A 22,269-nucleotide genomic window follows, 5' to 3' on the forward strand; every position below is an offset into this window, starting at 1 on the left:
GTTCCGGCAGCCGCGTGCCGTTGATACTCTGCGACCATCATTGTCCGTTCCTGGTGTGGTTTGGGCCTCGGAGGTAAAGCAGTACGCCCAGGGCGACGCCGAAACCGAGGATGACGTCGGCAAGGTTGCCGATGAACAGGTTGCCGTAGGCGAGGAAGTCGGTGACATGACCGCGGCCGAATCCGGGAGGGGCGAACAGCCGGTCCAGGAGGTTGCCGACCGCGCCGCCCCACACCAGGCCGATCGCGACCGCCCACCCGGCCGATGGAGCGCGCGCGGCGGCGATGAGCAGGGCGATGGACGCCGCGGTCGCGATGACGGTGAGCAGCCACGTTGAATCGGACCCTAAGGACATGACGGTGCCGGGGTTGAACGCGAGCTGTAAGCCGAGCCAGTCTCCCAAGAGCGGGATTGCGGTCATCCTCGCTGAGCTGAGCTGAGCGAGGGCGAGTGCCTTGCTGCCTTGGTCGATCAGCACCGCGCCGGCGGCGACGGCGCACGCGAGCAGGAACCAGCGGAGCCGGACGCGCGCCGCCGCCGGGCCGGCAGAACTCGCTTCCACGGCATCCGCTTTTCCCGGGGAGGGAGCGGAGCCGTCAAGGGGATCGGTCATGCCTTCGTGCGCCGCGCCGCGCGGAGCCCGTTGAGGATGACGACGACTTCAGCGACCTCGTGTACAAGCACGACCGCGGCGAGCCCGAGGACTCCGGTGATCGCGAGCGGCAGCAGCGCCACGATGATCGCGATCGACAACACGACGTTCTGGTTGATGATGTTGCGGCCGCGGCGGGCGTGGGCGAGGGCCTGTGGGATGAGGCGCAGGTCGTGGCCGGTGAACGCGACGTCGGCGGACTCGATCGCAGCATCGGCGCCCTTGGCTCCCATAGCGATCCCCACATCCGCGGCCGCCAGCGCGGGAGCGTCGTTGATGCCGTCCCCGATCATGGCAGTGGGCTGAGACTTCGACAACTTCGCGACGGCGGTGGCCTTGTCCTCGGGGCGCAGCTCGGCGCGCACGTCCCTGATGCCGGCCTGGTCGGCCAGCGCTGCGGCGGTGCGGGCGTTGTCGCCGGTGAGCATCGTCACCCCGATCCCGCGGCGGTTCAGCGTGGCGATGACCTCGGGAACCTCTGGGCGCAGTTCGTCACGCACCCCGATCGCCCCGGCCGGCTGGTCGCCTCGGTGCACGATGACGACGGTCATCCCCTCGGACTCCATCGCCCGCACCTGGTCGGCCAGTGATCCGGCATCCAGCCAGCGGGGGCTACCGACGGCGAGACGGGCACTACCGAGCGTGCCGGTGATGCCGCGCCCGGCGGTCTCGGTGACGTCGTGCGCGGTCGGGGCGTCGGGGACGGCCTTCGTGATCGCGGCGGCCAGCGGGTGCGTGCTGTGACCTTCCAGGCTCGCTGCCCACGCCAGCACCTCATTCTCGGTCGCGCCGGTGGTGACGACGCGGGTCACCGTGGGCTCGTTGCGGGTCAGCGTGCCGGTCTTGTCGACGGCGAGGTGGCGGATGCCGCCGAACCGCTCGAACGCGGCCCCGGACTTCACGACCACACCGAACTTCGACGCCGCGCCGATCGCGGATACGACGGTGACCGGGACGGCGATCGCCAGCGCGCACGGCGAGGCTGCGACCAGCACGACCAGGGCGCGGGTGATCCACAGCTCGGGGTCGCCGCTCAGCAGCGACCCGAGCACGCCGACCAGCACGGCGAGGATCATCACGCCGGGCACGAGGGGTCGGGCGATCCGGTCGGCCAGGCGGGCACGGTCGCCCTTCTCGGCCTGCGCCTGCTCGACCAGCTCCACGATGGTGGTGAGGGAGTTGTCGGTTCCGGCGGCGGTGGCCTCGACCTCGAGCACGCCGGTGGTGTTGATTGACCCGGCCGATACGTCGGTGCCGGGTTCGACCTCGACCGGGATCGATTCACCCGTGATCGCGGACGTGTCCAGGCTGCTTCGCCCGGCCCGCACGGTGCCGTCGGTGGCGATCCGTTCACCCGGCCGGACCACGAGCACGTCACCGACGCGCAGCTCCTTCGCCTCTACCTCGGCGGTGGCATCGCCGCGCTTGACGAGCGCGGTGTCGGGCACCAGCTTTAATAGCGCCCGCAACCCCGCGCGGGCGCGGTCCATCGCCTTGTCTTCCAGCGCCTCCGCGATCGAGTACAGGAACGCCAGCGCGGCGGCCTCCTCGACGTAGCCGAGAATCACCGCGCCGGTAGCGCTGATCGTCATGAGCAGGCCGATGCCGAGCTTGCCCTTGGTGAACAGCTTGCGCAGCGCGCCCGGCACGAACGTGTAAGCGCCCAGCAGCAGGCCGATCCAGAACAGCACCAGGCCCGCGGTCTCCGCGCCGGTCCACTCGCACACCAGGCCGGCGGCGAACGCGACGCCGGAGGCGATCGGGATCAGAACGCTCGGGCTCCGATACCACGGCCGGTCATCGTCATCATCGTGGTCGTCGAGGTCGACGTGCTCGACTTGCGAACCTGTGACCGCGCTCACGCCCGCACCTCCCCCGCCACGCAGCCCTCGACCCCGCAGTCCGGGTCCATGCACGGCACGCTCTCGTCGACCGCGAGCGTCACATCCACCAGCGCCGTCAGGGCGCGGGCAAGATGCGGGTCTGCGACCTCGTAGCGGGTCTGCCGGCCCTCCGGCTCGGCCACCACGATCCCGCACCCACGCAAACACGTCAGATGGTTCGACACATTCGAGCGGGACAACCCCAACTCGCGAGACAGCACCGCCGGGTAACTCGGGCCGGCCAAGAGAGTCAGGAGAATGCGAGAGCGGGTCGGGTCCGCCATAGCTCGGCCGAGCCGGTTCATCACGTCGAGTCGATCGGAAATAGTCAGCATACGATGACTATACACTGTACGATGTATATTCGGCGCCAGGTGTCCTCACGAGCGGCGAGTCAGTTGACAGCTCCCTACCAGCGAGCGTGGCGAAGTGCTCGAAGATCCGTCGTGGAGAATATGTCCCGTTCCTCGGTGCCGGCGTCCCGCTCGATTAAGGTCGACGACTACTTGGCCGCCGCATGCCTGCTGCCGAACCTTCAGTTGCTGGGTGGGGCCGTCAACATCGAGAAGCAGGATGGACTGCCTGCGGAGTGGATGGACACCGCCTTCCCGAGCGAGAACAAGCGAGCTACGTACCTTGCCGAGGACGACCTCGACGGCCTTCCGCTCGACTTGGCCGACTTCACCTCGTTCTTCGAGCAGCGCAAGCAGCGAGTCCGGGTCCGCCTGCTCGCCGCTCTGGGAACGACACCGGGAGCACCGGAGGACGCCGCTCTCGCGTAGCCCACGTTCACGCGGCGAGCAGTGACAGCGCGGACACAGCCTGGAGGGGTAGCACTCCGTTGCCGAGGGCGGTGATCTGTTGATTCTGCGTCAGGTCGCCGCTATCGGTGACCCATCCAGTCGGCAGGCCCATGAGCCATTCGACGAATGCCGGTGCTGGGCGGGGGCCGTCGGCGTCGTTCAGGAGGGCTGGCGCTTGCGCGGGTCGCCCGGTGATGTGTTCCCAACGAGTGATGGCGTCGGCGTAGCGTCCCCATCGCTGAACAGTCCGTCGATCAGCGACCACAGCGTCTCCGATTCGGCTCTCCTGTTCGATGAGCCACCCGGTCCGTGGAGGGCGAAGTCGATGATCTGGTGCGACAGCGCAATCGTCCCTCGTCTCGCTCGCACCTGGTCGAGAGTCTCTCCACCGCGCGATGAGTCCGTCGCCAGCGGGGTGCGGAACAGTGCGCCGGGCGAGGGCGAAGATGCGGAAGCGTTGGTGAGGAGCGCCGACAAGGGAAGCCGGTAAGCCGATCCATCCTGCATCCAGCCGCAAGTCGGCCAGATCGCCGAGAACGGCGCCGAGAGCCCGAAGAGGTCGAGTTGCGTAGTCTCCCAGATGCCACGGGTCGGGTTCCACGTTGCGAAGGGTTGCGCCGTCGGGGGATGCATCGCCTGGGTTGCGTCGGTCATGGTTATTGAATCGGCCTGACTTTCGTTCCGTTCTTCAAGCAAGGATGGAACTCGATGAACAGGAAGTATTCGCCGGAGATGCGTGAGCGGGCATTGCGGATGCTCGCGGAGACGCGGCCGTCGCACCCGACGATGATGAGCGCGGTCCGGCATGTGGCCGGTCTGCTCGGGATGAGCCCCGAGACGCTGCGGCTCTGGCAGCGGCGTTACGAGGTCGACGCCGGCGTGAAGCCCGGGTTGACCACGGACGCGGCGGCGGAGATCAAGCGGCTACAGAAGGAGGTCTCGGAGTTGCGGAAGGCGAACGAGATGGCGGATTCAACCGGTGGTCGCAACGAGTTCCGCGAACTTCTCCGATGGTGTCAGATAGCCGAGTGTCTTGCGTGGTCGACCGTTGAGCGAGTCCTGGATCGCGGTCAGCTCAGCGCGGGTGACGATGCTCAGATCGGTGCTCTTCGGCAGGTACTGGCGTAACAGCCCGTTGGTGTTCTCGTTGCTTCCGCGCTGCCACGGGGAATGCGGGTCGCAGAAGTAGATCGGGATGCCGGTTACTGTCGTGAACTCGGCGTGCTTGGCCATCTCCGCGCCCTGGTCCCAGGTGATCGTCCGCGCCAGCGACGACGGTAGCGCCGTGATCGCTTCGCGCATCGCGGCCTCCACCTTTTCGGCGCTCTTCCCGTCGGGCAGGTGCAGCAGGAGAGCGAGCCGAGTGCTGCGTTCGACGAGGGTTCCCACGGCACTGCGACTGTTCTCACCGAGAATCAAGTCGCCTTCCCAATGCCCCGGCACGGCACGGCCCTCGATCTCTGCGGGACGCTCGCTGATCATCACCATCCCCGGCAGCCGGCCCCGCCCGTCCGTCGCGGTCCGCGACTTCCGTGCCGCACGCCCCGACCGCAGGCAGCGGGCGAGCTCGCGGCGCAACTGCCCGCGTCCCTGCACGAACAGGGACTGGTAGATCGTCTCGTGGCTCACGTGCATCTCCGGGTCATCGGGATGCTCCAAACGTAAGCGTGCGGCGATCTCCTGCGGCGACCACAGTTGCTCCAGCTGCGTCGTGACGACCTCGAGCAGCCGTCCACTGTCGAGCTTGAACGGCTTCGGTCGGCGGGCCTGCTCCCGCGCGTCCTCGTGCGCCCGCCACGCCGAGTACTCCTCCCGTCCGCCCCCGCGCTTGACCTCGCGGCTGACCGTCGACACCGCGCGTCCCAGGGCACGCGCGATCGCAGTAAGCGTGTCACCGCGGGCGAGGCCGACCAGGATCTCCTCACGGTCGAAGACCGTCAGATGCCCCTCGCGCGGCTCCCAGCCGAACGGCTTCCCGTCGAGGTGACGGCCCTCCCGCGCCATGCGGCCGACCATCGGCGCCGTACAGCCGATCTCGCGGGCGATATCGATGAGCCGCCACCCCTTCGAGTGGAGACGGAGCGCGAGCTGCTTCTGCTCACGACTGAGATGACCATGTTTGCCCTGCAATCGATGCCTCCCGAGATCAGCGCCTGCTTCATCTCACAGCACCCGTTGCGTTGACCGGTTGAATCCGCCGAACCAGAAAGTGGGGCGGTGCTCCCGGAACAGCCGCGCGATGTCCTTCACGAGCACCACGTAGCTACGGAAGAAGCCGACGCTCTGGCCGGGTGCCGACGGAGGGGGCTCGGGAACGTTGCGGAACAGCGGGATGGAGAACAGGATCGTCCACAGGCCGCATCCGACCGCGATGAGCCGGTAGGCAAGTCCGTCAGAGGTGTCCATGCCGAACCAATCGGCGAAGGTGAGCGCGACGACGATCACGAGGGCGACGATCCCGCCGATATACCCCATGCCCCAGCCGAGGCCGCTGACCTTGCCGACGGTCTTCGGCGTCGAAACCTGCACGAGCAACGCGTTGTAGTTGACGCCGGCGATCTCGGAGATGACGGCGCCGACAGCCAGTACTGCCGCGCCGTACCAGAAGAAGACGGGCTGGGCGTAGACGAAGAACAGCGCGAACTGCGCGAGTGCCAGAAGCATCGTGAACACGAAGAGCCAGCGCTTCTTGCTGCCCCGGCGATCGGCCTGTTGGCCGAGGACCGGCGCGAGAAACAGGATCAGCAGCCCCGCGATGGTGGTGACCAAGCCATACCCGCTGGTGAGGTCGGCAAGCGCCGCCTCTTTGACCGGGGAATCATCCGGAAGCGAGGCGACATCAGCGGGCAGGAAGCTGTCGGAAACGAGGTATAGCGCCGCGAAGACGAAGGTGAGGATGACGGAGTTGAACGGCTGCGTCGCCCAGTCCCAGAACGCCCACGAGACCACCTGTTTGCGGGGGATCTCGCGCTCCTCGGTGGAGTCCTGGAAGAGTACCGCCAGGCTCTCGAGCGCATCGGTGTCGGTGGTCGGTGGGGGAGTCGGCACAGCGGCCCCGCCGGATGCCGGGGTCGGGGCCTTGCGGAGTTCGGGCTCGCTATCGCTCACTCGCCATACGCTAGGGGTCCAGAGTGAACATTGGGTAGCCCTCTTGGTGGGAAGATGGGCGCATGCCCGTTCACGTGGAGCGCGCCGAACTGCCCGGTATCGGCATCCGTCACGACATCCTGACCGATGATGGTCGGCGTCTGTCGGTGGTGAACTTCCGCGACGGTGGCCGCGAGATCGCGATCTCGGATGAGGATGACCCCGACCGCTGTGGCGACACTCTTGCGTTGACGGATGACGAGGCCACGGCCCTCTCGGAGGTGCTCGGCGGCTCGGTCATCCTGACCCAGCTCGCGGGTCTGCAGGAAGCCTTCGCCGGCCTGCAGATGGAGAAGATCCCGGTGCGGGCCGACTCGCCGTACGTGGGTCGCCCTCTCGGCGACACCAAAGCACGCACCCTGACGCGCTGTTCGATCGTCGCCGTCGTGCGGGAGTCGGGAGTCATCCCGGCGCCCGAGCCCTCCGACGTGCTGCGCGCCGGTGACACCCTGGTCGTCGTCGGTACGCGCGAGGGCCTTGAGCACCTGGTCCGGATTCTGAACGGCGCCTGATCGATGCATGACGGCGCGCTGCTCTTTCTCGAGATCGGCGCGCTGTTATTCGGCATCGCGCTGCTGGGTCGCCTGGCGGGCCGCATCGGGATCTCCCCCATCCCGCTGATCCTCCTGGGCGGTCTCGCGTTCGGTGAGGGCGGCATTCTGCCGATTTCGCAGGGCGAGGAGTTCATCGAGGTCGGCGCTGAGATCGGCGTCATCCTGCTGCTGGTGATGCTGGGCCTGGAGTACAACGCGAAAGAGCTGATGGGCAGCCTCAACCGGTCACGCATGGCCGGAGGGATCGACATGGCCCTGAACGCCGTCCCCGGTGCCATCGCCGGGTTCGTCCTCGGCTGGGGGCCGATCGGTGCCCTGGTGCTCGCCGGGATCACGTGGATCTCATCATCGGGTGTCGTTGCGAAGTTGCTGCAGGATCTCGGGCGTCTCCCCAACCGTGAGACGCCGACGATCCTCTCGATCCTCGTGATCGAAGATCTGGCGATGGCGTTCTACCTTCCGATCCTGACGGCTGTTCTGGTCGGTATGGACCTCGCCGGCGGGACGATAAGCGTCACGATCGCGCTTGCCGCCGTGCTCGTCATCTTGTGGGTGGCACTGCGACACGGGCCGCTTGTCTCCAAGCTCGTCTGGTCTAAGCGCGCCGATGTGCTGCTGCTGTCGGTGTTGGGACTCACCCTGATCGTTGCGGGTCTTGCCGCAGAGGCTAACGTGTCTGCCGCGGTGGGCGCCTTCCTCGTGGGCATCGCCATCTCCGGCCCCGCCGCCGAGCACGCGACGCAGGTTCTCACTCCGCTCCGCGACCTGTTCGCGGCGGTCTTTTTCCTCTTCTTCGGTCTCTCGACCGACCCCGCCGATCTCCCTCCCGTTCTCATCCCCGCGCTCATCCTGGCGGTCGTCACCATGGGCACGAAGGTGCTGACCGGCTATCTTGCCGCCCGCAAGGCCGGAATCGCCGAACCGGGGCGCTGGCGTGCCGGCTTCGCTCTCACGCCCCGCGGGGAGTTCTCGATCGTCATCGCGGGGCTTGCGGTATCGGCTGGCGCCGATCGATCACTTGCCGCCCTAGCGACGGCCTATGTACTCATCACCATCGTGGTCGGGCCGCTCCTTGCCCGCATCCCCGACACCGCGCGCTTCGACGCCTGGGCCAAGGCGCGTCAAAAGGCACGGCGGATGCGACAGCGGGCGGCGGCCGAGAGCCGAGGAGAGACATCATGACTCCCGCATCTGCCGACGAAACCGCCGACGGTGCCCGCCCGAAGGACGCGCACGACCGGCCGGCAGCCCCCGAGGGCGGCTCCTCGATGCAGCGGCGCTATGACCGCCTCTTCAACACCGGCGGCAGCCGGGCAGTCGGCGCCTATCTTCGCGAGCGGATCTACGCCACCTTCACAGGACTTGCCATCATCCTCGTGATCGCGGGTTCCGATCACGAGGATGCCGACCACGCCCTGCTTGCCCTGCTGTTCGGTGTGATCGGCATCACGATCGCGGGTCTGGTGTCAGACGTGGTTTCGCACCTCGCGGTGGAGGGGGAGTTTCCCCATGGCCGGGACTGGATCGTCCTGACCCGCGTCGCCGGCGGTGGCCTGTCGACGGTTGCCGTGCCGGGCGGACTACTGTTTCTCGGATGGCTCGAGATCATCGACCTGTCCACGGCGATAAGCGCTGCCGCCATCGTCTACGTCGTCACCCTCGCGCTGATCGGCTGGCTCGCCGTTCGCCGTTCGCACGCGAGGTGGTGGGAGAGGGTGCTCGCTCTCGGCATCCTCATCGGGCTCGGCCTTCTCGTGATTGCGCTGCAAACCCTCGCGAAGCTCGTGTGAATCACTCGCGGCACTCAGGCTCGAATGCGTCGATAGTCCTGCTCGAGGATCGCGTAGATCGCGGTGTCGACCCACTCGCCCTTCAGCCACATGTTCTCGCGCAGATGGGCCTCGTGACGCATTCCGAGCCGCGCACAGACTGCGGCTGACGCTTCGTTGCGGGGATCGAGTTCGGCGTAGATGCGGTGCAGCCCGAGCTCCTCGAATCCGACCCGCAGGAAGATGTCAGCGGACTCGGTCGCGTAGCCCTTGCCCCGCGCGGATGCCGACAGGAGCCATCCGATCTCTGCGGTGCGGTCATCAGTGCTGGCGAGCTTGAAATACAGCGTTCCCACCAGCTGGCCATCGGCATCCCGGATCGCCGGCTGAACGTAGTCACCGGCCTTCTCGAGGGAGTTGTGGGCGCTGTCGCGCTCGATGGCGGCGACGACCTGCTCTCGCGACCGCGCCTCGTAGAGCATGTAGCGCACGATCGCCGGGTCGCCCTGAATCGCGCTCAGCGCCTCCACGTCGTCCGTGCTGACGAGGTCGAGTGTCACACGCTCGCCGCGCAGCGGAGCGAAGTGCCACGGAAGATTCACGCGATCATTATCGCCCGCACAAAATTGATACGAGTGGACTCAACTCCAGTTGACACCGAGAGGGTGGGTGGCTACGCTTGAGTCATCGCGACTCAACCTCGTGCCTCAACCGTGCAAGGAGCCGCGAGTCGACTTTTCAACCGGAACATCGCTTCCACGCAAAACAAGGAGAATCAGATGCCACGTGCAGTGGGAATCGACCTCGGAACCACCAACTCCGTCGTCAGCGTCCTCGAGGGCGGCGAGCCCAAGGTCATCGCCAACGCCGAGGGCTTCCGTACCACCCCCTCGGTGGTTGCCTTCACGAAGGATGGCGAGGTGCTCGTCGGTGAGACCGCGAAGCGCCAGGCCGTCACCAACGTCGACCGCACCGTCTCGTCGGTCAAGCGCCACATGGGCACCGACTGGACCTTCGATGTCGACGGCAAGAAGTACACGCCGCAGGAGATCTCGGCCCGTATCCTCGCCAAGCTCAAGCACGACGCCGAGCAGTACCTCGGCGACTCGGTGACGGATGCCGTCATCACCGTTCCGGCGTACTTCAACGACGCCGAGCGTCAGGCCACGAAGGAAGCCGGCGAGATCGCAGGCCTCAACGTCCTGCGCATCATCAACGAGCCGACCGCTGCCGCGCTGGCCTATGGCCTCGACCGCGGCAAGGAGGATGAGCTCATCCTCGTCTTCGACCTCGGTGGTGGAACCTTCGATGTCTCCCTGCTCGAGGTGGGCAAGGACGATGACTTCTCCACGATCCAGGTGCGTTCGACCGCCGGTGACAACCGCCTCGGTGGCGACGACTGGGACCAGCGCGTCGTCGACTACCTGATCAAGCAGTTCAAGGACACGACAGGCGTGGATGTCTCGGGCGACAAGATCGCCCTGCAGCGTCTCAAGGAGGCTGCGGAACAGGCCAAGAAGGAGCTGTCGAGCTCGGCATCGACGAGCGTGAACCTGCCCTACCTGTCGCTGACCGAGAACGGCCCGGTGTCGCTGTCCGAGACGATCACCCGCGCGAAGTTCGAGGACCTCACCAAGGACCTGCTCGACCGCACCAAGAAGCCGTTCGAGGACGTCATCCGCGAAGCCGGCATCAAGGTTGACGACATCGACCACGTCGTGCTCGTCGGCGGATCGACCCGTATGCCCGCCGTGGGCGACCTGGTCAAGAAGGAGACCGGCGGCAAGGAGCCCAACAAGGGCGTCAACCCGGATGAGGTCGTCGCCGTCGGCGCCGCCCTGCAGGCCGGCGTCCTCAAGGGCGAGCGCAAGGATGTGCTGCTGATCGATGTCACCCCGCTGAGCCTCGGTATCGAGACCAAGGGCGGCATCATGACCAAGCTCATCGAGCGCAACACGGCGATCCCGACCAAGCGCAGCGAGACCTTCACGACCGCCGACGACAACCAGCCGTCCGTCGCGATCCAGGTCTTCCAGGGTGAGCGCGAGTTCACCCGCGACAACAAGCCGCTGGGAACCTTCGAGCTCACCGGCATCGCGCCGGCCCCTCGCGGCATCCCGCAGGTCGAGGTGACCTTCGACATCGACGCGAACGGCATCGTGCACGTGTCCGCCAAGGACAAGGGCACCGGCAAGGAGCAGTCGATGACGATCACCGGTGGATCGTCGCTGCCCAAGGAAGACATCGAGCGCATGGTGCGCGAGGCCGAGGAACACGCCGCCGAAGACAAGAAGCGTCGTGAGTCGGCTGAGACCCGCAACCAGGCCGAGACCCTGTCGTACTCGATCGAGAAGCTGATCAAAGACAACGAGGACAAGCTGCCCGACGAGGTCAAGACCTCGGTGCAGGCTGATGTCGACGCCCTCAAGACCGCTCTTGCCGGCGAGGATGACGACGCGGTGAAGGCTGCGTTCGACAAGCTGAACCAGAGCCAGTCGCAGCTCGGTGAAGCCATCTACCAGGCAGGGCAGGCCGCCGGCGAGAACCCCGACCCGGCGGCGAGCGAGCCCGGCTCGGGTGAGGTCCCCAACCCCGACGAGGACGTCATCGACGCCGAGGTCGTCGAGGACGAAGACGACAAGAAGTAAACGGAAGAGATCATGGCACGCAAGGACGACGAAGAGCCCACACCTTCGGAGAAGGACTCCGGAGTCGGACCTGACGGCGCCCCTGACAGCGCGAGCGCTGACAACGGTGACGCGGCAGCGTCGGAGGACACCTCCTCCGGCGCCGCCGGCGCCGGGCAGGATGACCTCACGGTGGATGACATCCTCGGGGCCGCGCAGTCGGCCGATGCCGCTGCGGCCGAGGATGTCGTGCTGGCCGACCTGGAATCGGCACTGTTGACCGACCTCAAGCGCCTGCAGGCGGAGTACGCCAACTACCGCCGCCGCACAGAGGAGCAGCGCGAGATCGAGATCGAACGCGCCAAGGGAGCCGTCGCAAAGGGCTTCATTCCGGTGCTCGACGACCTCGACCGAGCCGAGAAGCACGGCGACCTCGAGGAGGGCACGCCCTTCTCGGCGATCGCGGACAAGATCCGTTCCGTGGCCGAACGGCTCGGCGTCACCTCCTACGGCGAAGCCGGCGAGGTCTTCGACCCGCAACAGCACGAGGCGATCTTCCAGCAGCCCACTCCCGGGGCTACCGAGACCACGATCCTCGAGGTCGTGGAGGTCGGCTATCGGCTCGGATCGATCGAGCTTCGCCCCGCGAAGGTCGTCGTCGCCGTGCCGGCTGAGTAGCACGGAGGACAACCGATGGCCAGTCAAGACTGGTTCGATAAGGACTTCTACAAGGTCCTGGGCGTCTCGAAGGATGTCTCCGCTGCGGACCTGAAGAAGACGTACCGCAAACTCGCACGCCAGTACCACCCCGACTCGAACGCGGGCGATGCCAAGGCCGAGGCCCGCTTCAAGGAGATCAGCGAGGCGTATGCCGTGCTCTCGGACCCCGAGCAGCGCGAGGAGTACGACCAGATCCGTGCCATGGGCTCGGGTGCGCGCTTCACGGCAGGCGGCCAGGGCGCTGGCGGATTCGAAGACGTCTTCAGCCGGTTCGGTCAGAGCCGCGGCGGCTACAGCTACGAGAGCGCCGACTTCGACGACATCTTCTCGATGTTCGGTCAGGGCGGCGGCAGCTCATTCGGCTCGGGACGGTTCGGACAGGCATCCGGTGGCTACCGCGGGTACGGCGGTCCCACGCGCGGCGCCGACGTCACGGCGCGGACGACGATCGACTTCGTCACCGCGACCAAGGGTGAGACGATCACGCTGCAGTCCGAGGACGGTCAGCCGTTCAAGGTCAAGATCCCTGCTGGCGTCGCGGATGGTCAGAAGATCCGGCTTCGCGGACGCGGTCGGCCCTCGCCGGATGGCGGAGAGAGCGGCGACATCGTCGTGCAGGTCTCCGTGCGCCCGCATCCGGTGTTCACCCGAGACGGACTCAACCTGCGGGTCGTCGTCCCGGTGACCTACACCGAGGCGGTCTTCGGAGCCACGATCGAGGTCCCGACCCTCGGTGGCGACCCCGTGAAGCTGCGCGTAGCCCCGGGAACGCCCTCGGGGCGGGTCCTGCGGGTGAAGGGCCGCGGCGTGCAGACTCAGAAGGGCACCGGAGACCTCCTCGCCGAGGTGCAGATCGCGGTGCCGACACACGTCGACGGAGCGGCACGGGAAGCGTTGGAGAAGTACCGCGAGGCCGAACCGAAAGAGAACCCGCGAGCCGAACTGATCGCTCGCGCCGCTAGCTGACCCGCCATCGAGGACATCCGGATGCACGAAGACGAGATTGACGACGAGGCCCCGATCCTGGCGATCGCGGCAGCGGCCGAGCTCGCCGGCATGCATCCGCAGACCCTGCGTCAGTACGACCGGCTCGGCCTGGTCGTGCCGGCGCGCACGCCGGGCGGTTCTCGGCGCTACTCGCTACGCCACGTCGAACAGTTGCGTGAGATCGCCCGGCTCTCGGGTGAGGGAATGAGCCTGCCGGGAATCGCGCGGATCCTTGAGCTCGAAAACCGGGTGCGCGAACTCCACACTCGAGTTCGCGACCTCGAGGCCCGCGTCGAAGCGGAACTTGCCAACAGGCCCGGGGCTCGTGTGTTCGCTGCAGGGCCAGGTGGTTCGGTGATCACTCTCCGGCACGGCCGGCGCGTGCGGCGCGCCACCGAGATCGTGCTGTGGCGCCCGCGCCACGCGCTGCCACCGGCATCCGACACCCCGGCCGGCGACGACTGAGTCGTGCCCCTGCGGCGCCTGTACGAGCCGCTGAAACCGATTGCATCGGGATACAGTGGAGCATGGCAACAATCTATGAGGTGGCCAAGCTCGCGGGTGTCTCCACGGCGACGGTTTCCCGCTATTTCAACGGCGCGACAGTCGCTCCTGTCACTGCCGCACGCGTGAAGGAGGCCGCAGAGGCGCTGCGTTTCGTCCCGAATCGGACGGCGCGGCGGCTGCGCCGCCAGACGTCGGAGCTCATTGCGCTGCTCATTCCTGACATCGAGAACCCCTTCTTCACCGCCCTCGCGCGCGGCGTCGAGGACCGGGCGCAGCGCGCCGGGTACTCGGTTGTTCTCTGCAACACCGATGACGATGGCGGATTCAACCGGTCAACGCAACGGGTGCTGTGAGATGAAGCAGGCGCTGATCTCGGGAGGCATCGATTGCAGGGCAAACATGGTCATCTCAGTCGTGAGCAGAAGCAGCTCGCGCTCCGTCTCCACTCGAAGGGGTGGCGGCTCATCGATATCGCCCGCGAGATCGGCTGTACGGCGCCGATGGTCGGCCGCATGGCGCGGGAGGGCCGTCACCTCGACGGGAAGCCGTTCGGCTGGGAGCCGCGCGAGGGGCATCTGACGGTCTTCGACCGTGAGGAGATCCTGGTCGGCCTCGCCCGCGGTGACACGCTTACTGCGATCGCGCGTGCCCTGGGACGCGCGGTGTCGACGGTCAGCCGCGAGGTCAAGCGCGGGGGCGGACGGGAGGAGTACTCGGCGTGGCGGGCGCACGAGGACGCGCGGGAGCAGGCCCGCCGACCGAAGCCGTTCAAGCTCGACAGTGGACGGCTGCTCGAGGTCGTCACGACGCAGCTGGAGCAACTGTGGTCGCCGCAGGAGATCGCCGCACGCTTACGTTTGGAGCATCCCGATGACCCGGAGATGCACGTGAGCCACGAGACGATCTACCAGTCCCTGTTCGTGCAGGGACGCGGGCAGTTGCGCCGCGAGCTCGCCCGCTGCCTGCGGTCGGGGCGTGCGGCACGGAAGTCGCGGACCGCGACGGACGGGCGGGGCCGGCTGCCGGGGATGGTGATGATCAGCGAGCGTCCCGCAGAGATCGAGGGCCGTGCCGTGCCGGGGCATTGGGAAGGCGACTTGATTCTCGGTGAGAACAGTCGCAGTGCCGTGGGAACCCTCGTCGAACGCAGCACTCGGCTCGCTCTCCTGCTGCACCTGCCCGACGGGAAGAGCGCCGAAAAGGTGGAGGCCGCGATGCGCGAAGCGATCACGGCGCTACCGTCGTCGCTGGCGCGGACGATCACCTGGGACCAGGGCGCGGAGATGGCCAAGCACGCCGAGTTCACGACAGTAACCGGCATCCCGATCTACTTCTGCGACCCGCATTCCCCGTGGCAGCGCGGAAGCAACGAGAACACCAACGGGCTGTTACGCCAGTACCTGCCGAAGAGCACCGATCTGAGCATCGTCACCCGCGCTGAGCTGACCGCGATCCAGGACTCGCTCAACGGTCGACCACGCAAGACACTCGGCTATCTGACACCATCGGAGAAGTTCGCGGAACTCGTTGCGACCACCGGTTGAATCCGCCGATCCTGCGAAGGAGACGCGGTATCTCGACATCGCCAACTCGGAGGACATGGCGGGCGTGATCCTGGCGCCTTCGTCCGTCGACGGCGAGATCTCGCATCTGACCGATAGCGGACGACCCGTCGTGGCCGTCGATCGGCGCACGGGACTAGATATCGATGCGGTCATGATCGACAACAGAAGATTGGGCGCCGAAGTGACGGCACGTCTCCAGGCGCGTGGGTACCATCGCATCGCGTGCATCGCGGGTCCGAGCGATCTCGAGGCGACCGAGGGGCGCGCGCTCGGCTGGAGGGACGTCGTCGGTCCCGGCGATGCGGCGCGTCTACTCGTCCACGCGGACTACCGCGTCGCGGGCGGCGCATTGGCCATGACGGAGCTGCTCGCGCGCGGGGAGCGGCCGGATGCCGTGATGACCACGAACAATCTGATGGGCGTCGGAGCCGTGCAGGTTCTGGCCGCGCACGGGCTCCTGGCCGAGATCGGCGTCGCGGTAATCGGCGAGCTTCCGTATCCGCCTGCGATCGCCCGGATCGTCACTCAGGTGCGCCTTCCCGCCCGGCACTTGGGAAATACTGCCGCTTCACTGCTCCTGGATCGGATCAACGGCGATGACCAGCCTCCGCGGACGGTGGAGTTGCGCGGCGAGGTACTCGAAGTCGACGCCGGTCATGTGAGCTCGGATGTAATCGATTCATCGTTGTCTCGTATGTGAACAGGGGGCCTGCGGTGCAGATGTAATCGATACTTGACGAAATCGATTACATGCGGTCTACTGAGGTGAGCCGATTCTCGATGGAGAGGACATCAGAATGAAGCGCGCCAGGAGTGCACTTGCAGTTCTTGCGGTAACAGCGACCGCGTCGGCGGCCATCTTGACCGGCTGCACGCCAGCCGAAGACGGCGGTGACGATGCGGCAGGAACACTCGACGTCGTGTTCTGGAACTACGGGCCCCTCGCAGAGGGGCAGTATCAGGGAGCCGCCGACGCTTTCATGGCGGCGAACGAAGGCGTTGAGGTGAGCCTTACCCCGGTCGCGGGAGAGAACTGGGGCACGTACTACGCCAACGTCGCCACGATGATCGCGAGCGGCGAACGCCCCGACCTGATGCTCATCTCGACAGAGGGCGCCCAGTTCGTCCACGCGAACGGTCTCGTGCAGCCGATCAACGGATATCTCGAGAGCGACCCGGGCGCGCAGGAACTGCGCGCCGACGTCGCGGACGGTCTCATCGAATTCTTCACCGTGGACGGCGATGTCATCGCGCTCGCAGACGCGTGGAACGACATGGTCATCTGGTACAACACCGATGTGTTCGCTGCGGCCGGCGTTGAGCCGCCCAGCGCGGACTGGACGTGGGATGAGTTCGTCGACGTCGCCGCGCGGCTTTCCAGCGACACCGATGGTGACGGAGCGAACGACACGTACGGGTTCACCTGGGCGAGCAACGAGATTTTCCCCGGGATCCTCCCGTGGGTCGCCAATGCCGGTGGGAATCTCGTGTCCGATGACGTCTGCGCCCCGACGGTGGACTCGCCCGAGGTCATCGAGGCCGTGAGCTTCTTGAACGACCTCATCGCCGAAGGCATCGCTCCGGCACCCATGCCGATGAGCGATGTCTTCACACGCTTCCAGAACGGAACCATCGCCATGTTCGGTGCCGGGCGCTGGCCGAACGGGTCTTTCGGTGCGGCAGGGTTCACAGCGGGTGATATCCAGCTCTATCCGACCGGAGCAACCTACAAGACGGTCGCCGGGGGCGGGGCGTACGCCATTCTGTCGTCGTCCGAGGATCCGGACCTCGCGTGGGAGTTCCAGAAGTTCACGCTGAGCGACGAGATCCAGGAACTCTACGTCGGAACACCCGACGCCCCTGGTGACCTGATCCCCTCACGGCGATCCATTGCCGCGCAGATGAGCGAGCAGGGTGTGCCGCCTGCCAACTCCGAGCTCTTCTACGCGATCATCGACGACTACCCGCCGTTGGTGCCGTTTCCCGCCCCGCCGGAGTACAGCGAGTTCGAGGCCACCGTGCTGCGCAACCTCCAGCTGATCTTCGCAGGTGACGTGTCGGTCGAAGCCGGCCTGGCGGCGATGCAGTCCGAGCTCGAGCCGATCGTGACCTGTGAGTGATGACGGTCGCCTCTGTTGAGCGCGCCGGGGGCGAGGGCCGTGAAGTCCTCGCCCCCGGCGGCGAACCCCCACTGAGGGCGCGTCGCCGGCGGCGAGACACGCGCGCAGCTCTCGTCTTCCTCCTCCCGTCGATGCTCGCCTTCGCGTTGTTCGTGCTTGCCCCCGCGCTGGGAGTCTTCGGACTGAGCTTCTACGACTGGAACCTTTTCACCGACGGCACCTTCATCGGCCTGGACAACTACGCGCAGCTCATGCAGGACTCGCGACTGCTCGCCGTGTACGGATCGACGACCTACATGGCGGTGTCGATCCTGGCGGTCAACGTGATCATCGGGCTGTTGCTCGCTGTGCTGCTGGAGACCCGGATGCCCCGTTGGCTGCGCGGCTTCTTCCGGCTCTCGTTCCTCTTCCCGTTCGTCGTCTCGTCGACCGCGGTAGCCCTGATCTGGCGATTCCTGCTCAACAAGGACCTGGGACTCGTGAACTACTGGCTCGGCCAGATCGGTATCGACCGGATCGACTGGCTGGGCTCCAGCACCTGGGCGCCCATCTCGATCATCATCGTGTCGTCGTGGAAGACGCTGGGGTTCTCGATCCTGATCTACATCGCGGGGCTGCAGTCGATTCCGAACGAGATCCGCGAGGCGGCGATCGTCGACGGCGCCAACCCCTGGCAGCGCTTCTTCCGGGTGACTCTTCCCCTGCTCTCGCCCACCGTGTTCTTCCTGATCGTGATCAACACGATCAACGCGTTTCAACTCTTCGCCGAGCCGGAGGTGCTCACGGGAGGCGGACCGGGCGATGCGAGCCGCACGATCGTGCAGTACATCTACGACCTCGCGTTCGGACGCTTCGATCTGGGGTACGCCTCCACTGTCGGCATCACTCTTCTTGTGAGCCTGGTCGTTCTCACCGGATTGCAGTTCCGCATTTCGCGCCGCTGGACGTTCTACGAATGAGCACTCGAACCCGCACCCGAGACGTGCTCGCGCGCGTCGTCGTCTTTCTCATCCTGGGCGTGGCAGCGCTCGCGATCATCGCCCCGTTCGCGTGGATCTTCCGGGGTGCCATCTCCCCCACGGATGCCGAGCTGTACCAACTGCCACCCACTCTGCTGCCGGCGCAACCGACGCTGGAGAACTTCGTCAAGGTGTTCCAGCAGGTGCCCTACGGCAGATTCATCCTCAACTCCCTCGTCGTGGCGGGCTCGATCACGATCGCACAGATCATCACCTGCTCCACAGCTGCCTACGCGTTCGCACGCCTGGACTTCCCGGGCCGTGGGTTCGGCTTTGCACTGGTCGTCGGATCGCTGATGATTCCGATCCAGGTCACGATCGTTCCGCTGTTCCTGGTGCTCTCGAAGGTGGGACTCACCAATACGCTGTGGGCCCTCATCCTCCCAGCAGTGTTCAGCGCGTTCGGCATCTTCCTCCTCCGGCAGCACTTCCTTAGCCTGCCCAGGGAGCTCGAGGAGGCTGCCCGTATCGACGGCGCCGGTCACGCGCGCACCTTCCTGCAGGTGATCCTCCCCCTCTCGGGTCCGGCCCTCGCAACGCTGTCGATCCTCACCTTCACGTACTGGTGGAACGACCTGCTCATGCCGCTCGTGATGATCCGTGACGCGGAGCTGCAGACGTTGCCCGTCGGCCTCATCCTGCTCGCCGGCCGCTTCGACACCGGCTCGCTGGGCACCATCGCCGCGGGCATCACGCTCGCCGTGATTCCTGTGCTGATCGTGTTCATCGTTGCCCAACGCTGGATCGTGCAGTCGATCGCGTCGAGCGGATTGAAACTGTGAGCGTCGTCGAGCGCCCGGGGACCGGGCTCGCGCCGGCGCAGGCACTCTGGGAGGCGACGAAGGCGGTGTGGGCGGAGTTGCCACGCGTGATCTTCCTCTCCGTGATCGTGCTGTGCGCCTGGCTGCCTTTCGTCGCAGCCACAGTGTTCGAGGCGCTGGCATTCCTGCCGCTGTGCGCGGTGCCTGCGTTGGCCGCGACATCCACGATGTACTCCGCGCTCGCGTCGGCCGTGTCCGGTGGTCGAGTGACGCTGCGACGGATGCCCCGTCCTGACGCGGTGTGGGTAGCCCTCGGCGTCCTCGTCGTCACCGCGGCGGTGTGGGTGGTAGTCGCTCCCACCGGCCCGATCGCCGTCGCTCTCTGGGCAGGTGTGGCTATCGGAGCCCTCATCCTCCCCGTCGCTGCGGCCTACGGCGCGCATCGGGCACTGCGAGGATTGCCGGCCCTCGCCGGGGCGCTCGTCATCGTGGCAGTCCGTCCCGCGGTGGCACTGTGCATCCTCGCGGTGGGGGTGATCGCAGGGTTCGGCGTGGCAGCGACGGCCGGGGCGCTGGTCCTGGTGGTCCCCGCCGTGCACGCGGCCTATTCGATCCTGCTGTGCGAGCGCGTGGTCGCTGTCGTCAACGCGGGAGAAGTCCGATGACCGGGCGTGACATCGTCCGGTCGCTGGCGCCGGCTCCTCATCGGACCGTCCGGATGCGGAAAATCGACCTTCCTGCGGATCCTCAACCGCATGCACGAACTCGTGCCCTCGGCATCCCTCGCGGGTGAGGTTCTGCTTGACGGAGATGACATCTACGACGCGAGCAAGAAGCTCGTCGACGCCCGCAAGTCGATCGGGATGGTCTTCCAGAAGCCCAACCCGTTCCCCGCGATGTCGATCTACGACAACGTCATCGCCGGCCTCAAGCTCACCGGTCTGAAAGCGGGTCGCGACGAGAAGGACGAGCTCGTCGAGACGTCTCTCATCAAGGCCGGGCTGTGGAAAGAGGTCAAGGACCGTCTTCGTGCACCCGGCGGCGGTCTGTCGGGCGGTCAGCAGCAGCGACTGTGCATTGCCCGTTCGCTTGCGGTCAAGCCCCGCGTCCTGCTGATGGATGAGCCGTGCTCGGCTCTGGACCCTACCTCGACTCGCGTGATCGAAGAGACCATGGTCGAGCTCAAGGAAGAAGTCACGATCGTCATCGTGACCCACAATATGCAGCAGGCCCAGCGGGTCTCGCAGCAGTGCGCATTCTTCCTAGCATCCCAGGGGACCCCGGGTGTCATCGTTGAGCACGGCGACACCGAGGCTATGTTCTCCGACCCGATCGACCCGCGCACCTACGACTATGTCAACGGCCGGTTCGGATGACCCGACCTGCTCCCTGACGCCTACAACGGTTCGGTCGCGCCGTGTTGCGGGTTGAGCTGAGCCGAACCCGCAACATGACGCGACCGAAGTGGGTGTGTGAGGCCAGGTCGCCTCAGCTCGCGGCGGACTCGCGACCGCGCGCGAAGCCGGCGTCGAACCCGCGCTCGTAGGCGTGCTCGCCGTGGCGGTGCTTGCCGTGACGGTGCTTGCCGTGACGGTGACCGTTCCGGTGCGAGCCGTGGTCACGACCGTCGTCGCAGTGGCGCGCATCGTCGTCGGCATCGAATGCTGGACCGAACCCGGGACGGAATCCGGGGCCGAAGGCGCGTCCGAATCCGGGGCGGAATCCGGGCCCGAATCCGGGTCCGAAGGGGCGGCCGTGCCGCCCGCGCCCGAATCGGCCGAAGCCGAGGCCCGAGTACAGGTCGTCCTTCTGATCCCCGCCGAGTTCGCGGGCCATCGCCTGAAGCGTGGCGATGGTCGTGGCGTAGTCCTCGGGTGAGACGGCGCCTGACACGCGCTCACGGATGCCGGACACAGCCTCGGCGAGGCGGGCCTTCATCTCGCGGCCGGCGTCGGTCAGCGTCCAGTCGCCGGATCCGTTCTGCTCGATCCAGCCGCGGTCCTCGAGGCGACGCATCCGCTTACCTCGAGGTGCTCGGGCCCAGGCGTGGGTGCCGTCGATGATGTTGAGCAGCATCCAGTCTCGGCGGTCCGCGCCGGGCTCGGCGAGGCGGGTGTCGAACTCTCGGCTGATCAGGGCGTCGACCAGGCGCAGCCAGTAGCCGAGCGGACGGTCGCTCCCAGCGGTAGCTTCTCCGTGGTGTTCTTCGTGGGTGTTCATGGTGAATCCTCTCTGGCGGGCCAAGCCCGCGTCAGTTCCGGTGGGCGTTGTCGCAGCCTCCTCGGAAATGCATGTGATGATGCATGTAGTTGTATGGTGACATGTAATCCGAGTCCATGTCAACTCGCATGTAAATTGGAAGGATGCCGAGCTCGCCGTCCGACCCCATCGATCAGATCGCGGCAGCACTCGTTCGCCTGCGAGGTCGGCGCGGCCCCCGGCCGTGGATGCCTCACGAGCCCTCCGAGTCCCACGACCACGGTTCCGACGAAGAACGTGACCACCGCAGGCGCGGGCATCACCGAGGAGGACCGGGCTTCGCGCCGGGCGGCGGCTGGGGTCCGTGGGCGGGACCGATGGGTCCGAGGGAACAGCGGGGAGATGCCCGCATCTCGGGCCCGGCACGGATGCGGGTGCTCGAGGTGCTGGCATCCAGCGACCACCCGCTGACCGTGAGCGAGCTCGGCGAAGCCATCGGCGTCGATCAGCCTCGCGCATCACGCCTCGTCCAGCAGGGGGTCGAGTTCGGACTCGTGCGTCGCGAAGCCGACCCCGACGATGCCCGCCGAACCCGGATCGTCCTCACCGACAAAGGCGAGGCCTTCGTTCGCGGCTTTCGCGATCAGCGCCGGGATGCGATCACGACGGCGCTGACATCCTTCACGGATGCCGAACGCGCCGACCTCGCCCGCCTGCTGACCAAGCTCGCCGACTCCTGGCCAAGCTGACCCGCCCCCGCCGAATCGCGCAGGTCGGAGACATCACCGACGTAGGAAGGATGCTGGGCACGTCGTCCTACCTCCGAGAGATTGCCGACCTCCGCGATTCAGGTGCCACGCCCGGGCGACGCCTGTGCCGTCAGCACGGAGGTAGGAGAAATCACCGAGGTAGGACGGATGCTGCCGCCACCCTCCTACCTTGCGGATTTTGCCTAC

At 66.6% G+C, this 22,269-nt stretch carries 24 protein-coding genes and 2 pseudogenes; 18 read left to right on the forward strand and 8 right to left on the reverse strand.

Features of this window, described 5'->3' with window-relative positions; all coding sequences use genetic code 11:
• Positions 1-37: 37 nt before the first annotated feature.
• Genes RYJ27_RS05400 through cmtR form a run of 3 tightly spaced genes read right to left on the reverse strand, consistent with a single transcriptional unit; the run spans position 38 to position 2,870 of the window.
• On the reverse strand, positions 38-613 hold the full coding sequence (locus tag RYJ27_RS05400; RefSeq protein ID WP_100810822.1) for a signal peptidase II: 576 nt from the start codon (positions 611-613) through the stop codon (positions 38-40).
• Entirely contained in the window at positions 610-2,514 is a 1,905-nt protein-coding gene (locus tag RYJ27_RS05405) for a heavy metal translocating P-type ATPase (protein ID WP_330171709.1), read from the reverse strand. Before RYJ27_RS05405 ends, RYJ27_RS05400 begins: the two co-directional genes overlap by 4 nt.
• Positions 2,511-2,870 (reverse strand): Cd(II)/Pb(II)-sensing metalloregulatory transcriptional regulator CmtR, encoded by a 360-nt coding sequence (gene cmtR / locus RYJ27_RS05410; RefSeq protein ID WP_330171710.1) that lies wholly within the window; start codon positions 2,868-2,870, stop codon positions 2,511-2,513. The genes RYJ27_RS05405 and cmtR overlap by 4 nt, the downstream gene beginning before the upstream one ends.
• Before the next feature lie 120 nt (positions 2,871-2,990).
• On the opposite strand from cmtR, the gene RYJ27_RS05415 reads away from it, so the two are divergent.
• On the forward strand, positions 2,991-3,317 hold the full coding sequence (locus RYJ27_RS05415) for a hypothetical protein (protein WP_330171711.1): 327 nt from the start codon (positions 2,991-2,993) through the stop codon (positions 3,315-3,317).
• Positions 3,318-3,497: 180 nt separating this feature from the next.
• On the opposite strand, the gene RYJ27_RS05420 is transcribed toward RYJ27_RS05415, so the two are convergent.
• The gene (locus RYJ27_RS05420; RefSeq protein ID WP_291526309.1) at positions 3,498-3,992 is read right to left on the reverse strand and encodes a hypothetical protein; all 495 of its coding nucleotides are present in this window, start codon (positions 3,990-3,992) and stop codon (positions 3,498-3,500) included.
• A 54-nt stretch (positions 3,993-4,046) separates the two neighbouring features.
• On the opposite strand from RYJ27_RS05420, the pseudogene RYJ27_RS13510 reads away from it, so the two are divergent.
• A pseudogene (locus RYJ27_RS13510) lies at positions 4,047-4,283 on the forward strand (transposase); the annotation flags it as partial.
• Positions 4,284-4,310: 27 nt separating this feature from the next.
• Here the strand turns inward: RYJ27_RS13510 and RYJ27_RS05425 are convergent.
• On the reverse strand, positions 4,311-5,468 hold the full coding sequence (locus RYJ27_RS05425; RefSeq protein WP_330171712.1) for an IS30 family transposase: 1,158 nt from the start codon (positions 5,466-5,468) through the stop codon (positions 4,311-4,313).
• A gap of 33 nt (positions 5,469-5,501) precedes the next feature.
• The gene (locus RYJ27_RS05430; RefSeq protein ID WP_330171713.1) at positions 5,502-6,446 is read right to left on the reverse strand and encodes an MFS transporter; all 945 of its coding nucleotides are present in this window, start codon (positions 6,444-6,446) and stop codon (positions 5,502-5,504) included.
• A 62-nt stretch (positions 6,447-6,508) separates the two neighbouring features.
• Between RYJ27_RS05430 and RYJ27_RS05435 the strand changes: the two genes are divergently transcribed.
• Genes RYJ27_RS05435 through RYJ27_RS05445 form a run of 3 tightly spaced genes read left to right on the forward strand, consistent with a single transcriptional unit; the run spans position 6,509 to position 8,829 of the window.
• Positions 6,509-6,997, forward strand: a complete 489-nt coding sequence (locus RYJ27_RS05435; protein WP_300591466.1) for a cation:proton antiporter regulatory subunit — start codon at positions 6,509-6,511, stop codon at positions 6,995-6,997.
• Positions 6,998-7,000: 3 nt separating this feature from the next.
• Positions 7,001-8,221, forward strand: a complete 1,221-nt coding sequence (locus RYJ27_RS05440; protein WP_330171714.1) for a cation:proton antiporter — start codon at positions 7,001-7,003, stop codon at positions 8,219-8,221.
• A complete protein-coding gene (locus RYJ27_RS05445; protein WP_292728177.1) occupies positions 8,218-8,829 on the forward strand; it encodes a type 1 periplasmic-binding domain-containing protein in 612 nt (203 codons plus the stop codon). Before RYJ27_RS05440 ends, RYJ27_RS05445 begins: the two co-directional genes overlap by 4 nt.
• Before the next feature lie 14 nt (positions 8,830-8,843).
• On the opposite strand, the gene RYJ27_RS05450 is transcribed toward RYJ27_RS05445, so the two are convergent.
• On the reverse strand, positions 8,844-9,410 hold the full coding sequence (locus tag RYJ27_RS05450; protein WP_292799426.1) for a GNAT family N-acetyltransferase: 567 nt from the start codon (positions 9,408-9,410) through the stop codon (positions 8,844-8,846).
• A 177-nt stretch (positions 9,411-9,587) separates the two neighbouring features.
• Here RYJ27_RS05450 and dnaK point away from each other — a divergent pair, with 177 nt between their 5' ends.
• From dnaK to RYJ27_RS05510, 12 genes and pseudogenes are all read left to right on the forward strand, one after another.
• Positions 9,588-11,456, forward strand: a complete 1,869-nt coding sequence (gene dnaK / locus RYJ27_RS05455; RefSeq protein WP_330171715.1) for a molecular chaperone DnaK — start codon at positions 9,588-9,590, stop codon at positions 11,454-11,456.
• A gap of 12 nt (positions 11,457-11,468) precedes the next feature.
• Positions 11,469-12,113 carry a nucleotide exchange factor GrpE gene (locus tag RYJ27_RS05460; RefSeq protein ID WP_330171716.1) on the forward strand — a complete coding sequence of 215 codons (645 nt, stop codon included), beginning with the start codon at positions 11,469-11,471 and terminating at the stop codon, positions 12,111-12,113.
• A 15-nt stretch (positions 12,114-12,128) separates the two neighbouring features.
• Positions 12,129-13,121 carry a DnaJ C-terminal domain-containing protein gene (locus RYJ27_RS05465; protein WP_292728761.1) on the forward strand — a complete coding sequence of 331 codons (993 nt, stop codon included), beginning with the start codon at positions 12,129-12,131 and terminating at the stop codon, positions 13,119-13,121.
• 21 nt (positions 13,122-13,142) lie between these two features.
• The gene (locus tag RYJ27_RS05470) at positions 13,143-13,607 is read left to right on the forward strand and encodes a heat shock protein transcriptional repressor HspR (protein ID WP_330171717.1); all 465 of its coding nucleotides are present in this window, start codon (positions 13,143-13,145) and stop codon (positions 13,605-13,607) included.
• Positions 13,608-13,687: 80 nt separating this feature from the next.
• The gene (locus RYJ27_RS05475; protein ID WP_330171718.1) at positions 13,688-14,002 is read left to right on the forward strand and encodes a LacI family DNA-binding transcriptional regulator; all 315 of its coding nucleotides are present in this window, start codon (positions 13,688-13,690) and stop codon (positions 14,000-14,002) included.
• A 33-nt stretch (positions 14,003-14,035) separates the two neighbouring features.
• Entirely contained in the window at positions 14,036-15,193 is a 1,158-nt protein-coding gene (locus tag RYJ27_RS05480; RefSeq protein WP_330171712.1) for an IS30 family transposase, read from the forward strand.
• Positions 15,177-15,914 (forward strand): substrate-binding domain-containing protein, encoded by a 738-nt coding sequence (locus RYJ27_RS05485; protein WP_330171719.1) that lies wholly within the window; start codon positions 15,177-15,179, stop codon positions 15,912-15,914. Before RYJ27_RS05480 ends, RYJ27_RS05485 begins: the two co-directional genes overlap by 17 nt.
• 97 nt (positions 15,915-16,011) lie before the next feature.
• Positions 16,012-17,334, forward strand: a complete 1,323-nt coding sequence (locus RYJ27_RS05490; RefSeq protein WP_330171720.1) for an ABC transporter substrate-binding protein — start codon at positions 16,012-16,014, stop codon at positions 17,332-17,334.
• The gene (locus RYJ27_RS05495) at positions 17,334-18,293 is read left to right on the forward strand and encodes a carbohydrate ABC transporter permease (protein ID WP_330171721.1); all 960 of its coding nucleotides are present in this window, start codon (positions 17,334-17,336) and stop codon (positions 18,291-18,293) included. Before RYJ27_RS05490 ends, RYJ27_RS05495 begins: the two co-directional genes overlap by 1 nt.
• A complete protein-coding gene (locus tag RYJ27_RS05500; protein ID WP_330171722.1) occupies positions 18,290-19,135 on the forward strand; it encodes a carbohydrate ABC transporter permease in 846 nt (281 codons plus the stop codon). Before RYJ27_RS05495 ends, RYJ27_RS05500 begins: the two co-directional genes overlap by 4 nt.
• Positions 19,132-19,779, forward strand: a complete 648-nt coding sequence (locus tag RYJ27_RS05505; RefSeq protein ID WP_330171723.1) for a hypothetical protein — start codon at positions 19,132-19,134, stop codon at positions 19,777-19,779. The genes RYJ27_RS05500 and RYJ27_RS05505 overlap by 4 nt, the downstream gene beginning before the upstream one ends.
• A gap of 39 nt (positions 19,780-19,818) precedes the next feature.
• Positions 19,819-20,490: pseudogene (locus RYJ27_RS05510) on the forward strand (phosphate ABC transporter ATP-binding protein); the annotation flags it as partial.
• A gap of 112 nt (positions 20,491-20,602) precedes the next feature.
• Here RYJ27_RS05510 and RYJ27_RS05515 read toward each other — a convergent pair.
• Positions 20,603-21,334, reverse strand: coding sequence for a hypothetical protein (locus RYJ27_RS05515; RefSeq protein WP_330171724.1), 732 nt, complete (start codon positions 21,332-21,334; stop codon positions 20,603-20,605).
• Between the two features lie 356 nt (positions 21,335-21,690).
• Between RYJ27_RS05515 and RYJ27_RS05520 the strand changes: the two genes are divergently transcribed.
• Positions 21,691-22,062, forward strand: coding sequence for a MarR family winged helix-turn-helix transcriptional regulator (locus tag RYJ27_RS05520; RefSeq protein ID WP_330171725.1), 372 nt, complete (start codon positions 21,691-21,693; stop codon positions 22,060-22,062).
• The last annotated feature ends 207 nt before the right edge of the window (positions 22,063-22,269 follow it).

This window comes from Microbacterium limosum (assembly GCF_036324365.1).
GTDB lineage: Bacteria > Actinomycetota > Actinomycetes > Actinomycetales > Microbacteriaceae > Microbacterium > Microbacterium limosum.

Bases quoted from the DNA above. Each gene is read 5' to 3' on its own strand.
- RYJ27_RS05400 (WP_100810822.1), bottom strand. From the start codon at position 613: ATGACCGATCCCCTTGACGGCTCCGCTCCCTCCCCGGGAAAAGCGGAT.
- cmtR (WP_330171710.1), bottom strand. From the start codon at position 2,870: ATGCTGACTATTTCCGATCGACTCGACGTGATGAACCGGCTCGGCCGA.
- RYJ27_RS05415 (WP_330171711.1), top strand. From the start codon at position 2,991: ATGTCCCGTTCCTCGGTGCCGGCGTCCCGCTCGATTAAGGTCGACGAC.
- RYJ27_RS05420 (WP_291526309.1), bottom strand. From the start codon at position 3,992: ATGACCGACGCAACCCAGGCGATGCATCCCCCGACGGCGCAACCCTTC.
- RYJ27_RS05435 (WP_300591466.1), top strand. From the start codon at position 6,509: ATGCCCGTTCACGTGGAGCGCGCCGAACTGCCCGGTATCGGCATCCGT.
- RYJ27_RS05440 (WP_330171714.1), top strand. From the start codon at position 7,001: ATGCATGACGGCGCGCTGCTCTTTCTCGAGATCGGCGCGCTGTTATTC.
- RYJ27_RS05445 (WP_292728177.1), top strand. From the start codon at position 8,218: ATGACTCCCGCATCTGCCGACGAAACCGCCGACGGTGCCCGCCCGAAG.
- dnaK (WP_330171715.1), top strand. From the start codon at position 9,588: ATGCCACGTGCAGTGGGAATCGACCTCGGAACCACCAACTCCGTCGTC.
- RYJ27_RS05460 (WP_330171716.1), top strand. From the start codon at position 11,469: ATGGCACGCAAGGACGACGAAGAGCCCACACCTTCGGAGAAGGACTCC.
- RYJ27_RS05465 (WP_292728761.1), top strand. From the start codon at position 12,129: ATGGCCAGTCAAGACTGGTTCGATAAGGACTTCTACAAGGTCCTGGGC.
- RYJ27_RS05470 (WP_330171717.1), top strand. From the start codon at position 13,143: ATGCACGAAGACGAGATTGACGACGAGGCCCCGATCCTGGCGATCGCG.
- RYJ27_RS05490 (WP_330171720.1), top strand. From the start codon at position 16,012: ATGAAGCGCGCCAGGAGTGCACTTGCAGTTCTTGCGGTAACAGCGACC.
- RYJ27_RS05495 (WP_330171721.1), top strand. From the start codon at position 17,334: ATGACGGTCGCCTCTGTTGAGCGCGCCGGGGGCGAGGGCCGTGAAGTC.
- RYJ27_RS05500 (WP_330171722.1), top strand. From the start codon at position 18,290: ATGAGCACTCGAACCCGCACCCGAGACGTGCTCGCGCGCGTCGTCGTC.
- RYJ27_RS05515 (WP_330171724.1), bottom strand. From the start codon at position 21,334: ATGAACACCCACGAAGAACACCACGGAGAAGCTACCGCTGGGAGCGAC.
- RYJ27_RS05520 (WP_330171725.1), top strand. From the start codon at position 21,691: ATGGGTCCGAGGGAACAGCGGGGAGATGCCCGCATCTCGGGCCCGGCA.